Annotated in this window: 4 protein-coding genes and 2 pseudogenes; 4 read left to right on the forward strand and 2 right to left on the reverse strand. The window is 69.2% G+C overall.

The genetic code is table 11. The features are described from left to right. Positions 1–235 (forward strand): annotated as a pseudogene (locus tag WH85_RS45705) (ATP-dependent Clp protease ATP-binding subunit ClpC); the annotation flags it as partial. Positions 236–294: 59 nt separating this feature from the next. Beyond that, on the forward strand, positions 295–1,257 hold the full coding sequence (pip, locus tag WH85_RS45710; RefSeq protein ID WP_083449773.1) for a prolyl aminopeptidase: 963 nt from the start codon (positions 295–297) through the stop codon (positions 1,255–1,257). Between the two features lie 41 nt (positions 1,258–1,298). Here pip and WH85_RS45715 read toward each other — a convergent pair whose 3' ends face one another. After that, positions 1,299–1,970 carry a DUF4097 family beta strand repeat-containing protein gene (locus tag WH85_RS45715; protein ID WP_045748495.1) on the reverse strand — a complete coding sequence of 224 codons (672 nt, stop codon included), beginning with the start codon at positions 1,968–1,970 and terminating at the stop codon, positions 1,299–1,301. Between the two features lie 388 nt (positions 1,971–2,358). Between WH85_RS45715 and WH85_RS53955 the strand changes: the two genes are divergently transcribed. Beyond that, entirely contained in the window at positions 2,359–2,487 is a 129-nt protein-coding gene (locus WH85_RS53955) for a hypothetical protein (RefSeq protein ID WP_281179165.1), read from the forward strand. Between the two features lie 421 nt (positions 2,488–2,908). Next, complete coding sequence (locus WH85_RS45720; RefSeq protein WP_211275659.1) at positions 2,909–4,108, forward strand: TolB-like translocation protein; 1,200 nt, start codon at positions 2,909–2,911, stop codon at positions 4,106–4,108. Between the two features lie 172 nt (positions 4,109–4,280). Here the strand turns inward: WH85_RS45720 and WH85_RS51390 are convergent. Further along, positions 4,281–5,100 (reverse strand): annotated as a pseudogene (locus WH85_RS51390) (IS5 family transposase); the annotation flags it as partial. Between the last annotated feature and the right edge of the window lie 116 nt (positions 5,101–5,216).

Raw genomic sequence — 5,216 nt, forward strand, 5'->3', positions numbered from 1 at the left:
CAAGGGCTTCGACCCGGTCCTCGGCGCCCGCCCGCTGCGCCGGACCATCCAGCGCGAGCTGGAGGACACCCTGTCCGAGCAGATCCTCTTCAACGAACTACGCCCCGGCCAGATCATCGTGGTCGACTGCGAAGGCGACCCGGAGAAGGTCGAGAAGGCCAAACTGGTCTTCCGTTCGGCGGACCGCGCCGTGACGGTCCCGGACACCGTGCCGGCCGACCTCACCGAGGAATAGCCGCTTCCGGACGGAGTGGCCGGGTCACCCGGCCACTCCCCCGGGTGCGACACTGAGCAGTGACTGAGATCTATCCTCCGATCGAACCGTACGCCGCGGGCATGCTCGACGTCGGCGACGGCAACGCCGTCCACTGGACGGCCTCCGGCAACCCGGACGGCAAGCCCGCCCTGGTGGTGCACGGTGGGCCCGGTTCCGGCAGCAGCCCCGGCGCCCGCCGCCTCCTCGACCCGGCCCGCTACCGGATCGTCCAGTTCGACCAACGCGGATGCGGCCGGAGCACCCCGCACGCCGCGGACCCGGCGACCGACATGCGCCACAACACCACCCGGCATCTGATCGCCGACATGGAACAGCTGCGCGACCACCTGGGCATCGACCGCTGGCTGCTGCACGGCGGCTCCTGGGGTTCCACGCTGATCCTCGCGTACGCGCAGCAGCACCCCGAGCGTGTCTCCGAGATCGTCATCGCGGCCGTCACGATGACCCGCCGCTCCGAGATCGACTGGTTGTACCGGGGAGTCGGCCGTTTCTTCCCCGAACAGTGGGAACGTTTCCTGGCCGCGGCACCCGGCACACCCCGCGACGGCGACATCGTCGGTGCCTACGCCCGGCTTTCCGAAGACCCCGATGCGAGGGTACGGGAGAAGGCCACCGCCGACTGGTGCGCCTGGGAGGACGCCGTCCTGTCCGGGGAGACCGGGGGCGCGTCGAACCCGTACAGCGACCGGCCGTCCGCCGCCCGGCAGGCCTTCGTCCGGATCTGCGCACGCTACTTCGCGCACGGCGCCTGGCTGGACGAGGGCGCCCTGCTCCGGGATGCCGGCCGGCTGACCGGCATCCCGGGTGTCCTCGTCCACGGGCGCCTCGACATGGGCGGTCCGCTCATCACGGCCTGGGAGTTGCACCGGGCCTGGCCCGGTTCGGAACTGATCGTGGTGGAGAACGTCGGCCACCTGGGCAGCCCCACGACCCGCGATCATGTGCTGCGTGCCCTGGACCGTTTCGCCGCGCTCCCTTGATGCCGCCGCGCTCCGGCCGCCGGCGGCGATGGTGCCTCGTGTCACCGGGTGCGGGCCGTGATGTCCCCGTGGGCGGTGGTGGCGCGGATGGTCAGTGCGGCGGACGCGCCGACGGTGTTGCGCAGGCCGTTGTGGACCCGCCCGTAGGCGGTGCCCGCGTCCAGCGTGGCCGACGTCTCCGGGGCGGTGCCGACGGTGATGTCGCCCTGCTGGGTGCTCAGCGTCACCGCGCCGGTGACCGCCTCGTCGATGCGCAGGTGGCCCTTCTGGGTGCTGATCTCGGCGGACCCGCCGAGCCGGCCGACGGTGATGTCACCGGCCTGCAGAGTGAGCCGGGCGGCCGCGGTCTCGTCAAACTTGACCGTGCCCTGGGCGACGTCGACGGTCACGTCGCCCAGGCGCCCGACGCCGCGCACGTCCGCGGCAGCCGTCGTGGCCTCGACACGGGAGCCGGCCGGCAGTTGGACGGTCACCTCGACGGAACCGGACGAGCCGAGGAACCGGTTGGCCGGCTCGGCGGCGGCGACCCGCAGCACGCCCTCGTGGAAGGTGACCTGGATCCGCTCGGCGGCCCGAACGTCCCGGCTCTTGCCGGCGTCGGCAGGCCGGACGTCCACGACGGTGTCGGCCCGCTCCGCGGCGATGATCTGAACCCGGCCGGCCGGGATGCCGAAAACGGCGGCGACCGGGGCGGGGGTGGCGAACGTCTGCATTGTCGTCTCCTTCGATCAGTTCTTGTCGGCAGTTCTTGTCGGCAGTTCTTGCCGGCAGTTCTTTCTGACAGAGGAAACGCTACGTTGCCTTCTCCCATATCGAAACGAACATCTTCCACGGAGTTGCCGTTTCAGCAGCTCAGAGCAGTGCAATCGTTGCAACGGTCCTATTCTCAACGCAACGATCCCCATCGGATCGTTGCAATGGATGAGAATCGAACGCTACGGCGGCCGCCCCGCTCGAGATTCACCCGGCCACCGCGCGCTCCACCGTTTCGCGACGGCAGATCAAGGACAGAAGACCCCGATCATCGGGTACGGGAGATAGCGTTCGCCCAACGAACGGGGGTTCGCCATGAAATCCACTCTCCACCGTAGGGTCAGCGCAGTGGTCACGGCCGGTGCGCTGGTGTTGGTCGCCGGGGGCGTCTCGGCGGCCACGGTGCACGCCAAACCACTGCGGGCCGAGGTCGCCACCACCGATCAGGTGCTGGCCAAGCCACTCCGGGCCGAGTGAAGCCGCTCGACACGGCGCCTTCCTCCCCGGACCGACGACAGCCTCTCGACGCGGAGCCTTCCTCCCCGGACCGACGACAGCCTCTCGACGCGGAGCCTTCCTCCCCGGACCGACGACAGCCTCTCGACGCGGAGCCTTCCTTGGGCCGGATGACAGCCTCTCGGCACGGGGCTTCCCTCCCGGCACCTCGACGTGGCGGTGACCGGGCCCGGCCATCGCCTCCGATAGGGGTGTGAGTGGCTGTCTTTCAACCTGTTTTCGCAGTTAGAGCGACTTTCGGGATACCCGTAAGGATGTGCGGCGTTCGGGTTGCCGTCACCGTGACGGGCAAACGAACGCTCGAGGTCGATGAACAGGGCGACGATCTCGTCGCGGTGGTGGAACACAACGCTTGTTGATCGCAAGCCGGTACCGTGACACGGTGATTGAGCCAGTGAACCGGGCCCTGCTCGCCACGCCGGTCGAACGGCTGGTTGCCCATCCGCGCCTGCCGCTGGTCGCTGGCGTTGATGCGACCCGGCCAGCGGTGTACGTGTGGGATCTCAACCTGCGGCTGGTCGGTACAGTCAGCGGCGACGCGGACAGTTACGGCAACTTGCCTCCCTGGGAGCGGTACAAACAAGTGCCGGAACTTGCGTGGCACCCACACGAGCCGATGCTCCTGGTTACCGCAGGCGGAGTGCTGTGGCGGTGGACGCCCGACGGGGTTACGAGTTGGCCCACCGAATACGGGAGCCTCGCCTTTAGCCCAGACGGCGGCACAGTGTGGGCATCACCCGCCAGTGACGGTGGCGAGGACGCCTGGCTGGCCTCGGATGTGGTCGAGCACGACGCCAGCGTGGTCGGCGTCGGGCCGCGCTGGGATACCGGCGTTGCCGAGCATCCAGCCGGCGGCCTCGTCCTCACCCTGGCCAGCGACCAAGGCGCGACGCTGGTCTTGTTCGCCCGGATCGAGGATCGAAGGCTGCGGATCCGAAGCCGAGCGCTCGTGCTCGACGCTGATGGCTACGAGACACCGGTATGGAGTCCCGACGGCCGGCGCTTCGCAGTGCGCGGCAACGCCTACGGGCAGTCGCTGGAGGTGTACTCGTTTCCTGCGCTGGAACGGCAGGTGGCCCTCACACTGCGGGAGCCGGCTCCGGCATCGACTCCGCCGGATTGGAGTGAGTTCGCGCTGGACCGGCTGCGGAACGACATCGCGTTCGGTGACGACCCGGACGTACTGTGGATCGGCACCCCTGATGGTGCACTGCTCGCGCTTGACCTGGCAGCCGGGACAGCCACCGCTCATCCCGTGGGCGGCGCTGGAGTAACCGCGCTGGCCCGCACGGCGAGCGGCCAGTTGGTCGTGGCTGACCGCGACGGCGGCCTGGTCCTGTTGTCTGTGTCGGGTGCCCCGGTCACTCCAGATGCTGACGGAGTAGCCGGATTCCTCGCCGGTACCGAGCCGATCGACGCCACTGGCTACCTGTGGGACGAGCTTGAGCGCACCGACGGCGTGCGCACATGGCGTGACGACGACCTTGCCCGCGTCGTCGAGGCTAATGACGACGACCCGACGTGGCTGCGTCTGCGGGCCGCCATCAATCAGGTCAGAAGCGGCCGCACCGACGAACCGTAACGGGCGCGGCGCCTTCTGCCAGCCGAAGGCCCGTGTCGCGTCCGGTCGGGACGCAGTCGGTCAACGGGCACGGTACGGGGTAGCGCCAGAGTGATGCGCCGCGTTACTGGACGAAGATGGACTTCTAGGCCGCGATCGACGACGCCTCAGCGGCTTGACGCTGCTCTTGAGCCCGAGCGAGCCGCCGGGTCATCAGGGTGATGTTCGCCCAGGTGATGTGGGCTTCGGAGTGCTCCGGCAGGCGTTCGTAGTCGCGGGCGTTGCGGCGGGCGCGCATCAGCCAGGAGAGTGAGCGTTCCACGATCCACCGTCGGGGCAGCACCTTGAAGCCGACCTGGTTCGGTGGCTTCTTCACCACCTTGAACGTGAGATCGAGGTCGTTGCGGGCCCAGTCGGCCAGGCCGGTGTAGCCGTTGTCGCCCCACATCAGAGTCAGCTCCGGGTTCCGCTCGCGTAGCTCGGGCAGCAGCTCCCGGGCGGCGTTGCGGTCGGTGACGTCCGCCGCGGTCACTTTCACCGTCATGAGCAGGCCTTTGGTGTCCACGATCAGGTGCCGCTTGCGGCCGTTGATCAGCTTTGCGCCGTCGAATCCACGGGTGTCCCGGCTGACGGTCTCCGCGGCTTTGACGCTTTGGGAGTCGATGATCGCGGTGACCGGGCGGGCGCACCGGCCGGCGTCGACGCGGATCCGGCGCCGCAACTGATCGCGGACGTGCTCGAGCACGCCGTTCTTGGCCCAGCGGGCGAAGAACGGCGTAGACGGTCTTCCAGGGCGGGAAGTCCGAGGGCAGGGCCCGCCACTTGCAGCCGTTGTCGACGACGTAGCGGATCGCGTCCGCGATCTCCCGGCGCGGGTGCGCCTCGGGATGGCCGCCGGTCGGGGTGGTGGAAGCCGCGGCCGGCAGCAGCGGGGCGAGGATCTCCCACTCGGTGTCGGTGGTGTCCGACGGGTAACGGCGCCGGCGGGGCAGGGCCGTGATCGTGGCATTCATACGTCACGCGCCAGCACCGTGAGGGCGGTCTTGACGCCGACGAGCTGGCCGAGCACCAGCTGCGCCCACTCGTCGTCGGGGTGGTCCTGGACGTGCGGGATGACCACGGTGTCCAG

The sequence above is a fragment of the Actinoplanes rectilineatus genome (assembly GCF_000962825.1).
Lineage (GTDB): Bacteria > Actinomycetota > Actinomycetes > Mycobacteriales > Micromonosporaceae > Actinoplanes > Actinoplanes rectilineatus.

Coding starts and splice junctions, on each gene's coding strand:
- WH85_RS45715 (WP_045748495.1), bottom strand. CDS start 1,970: ATGCAGACGTTCGCCACCCCCGCCCCGGTCGCCGCCGTTTTCGGCATC.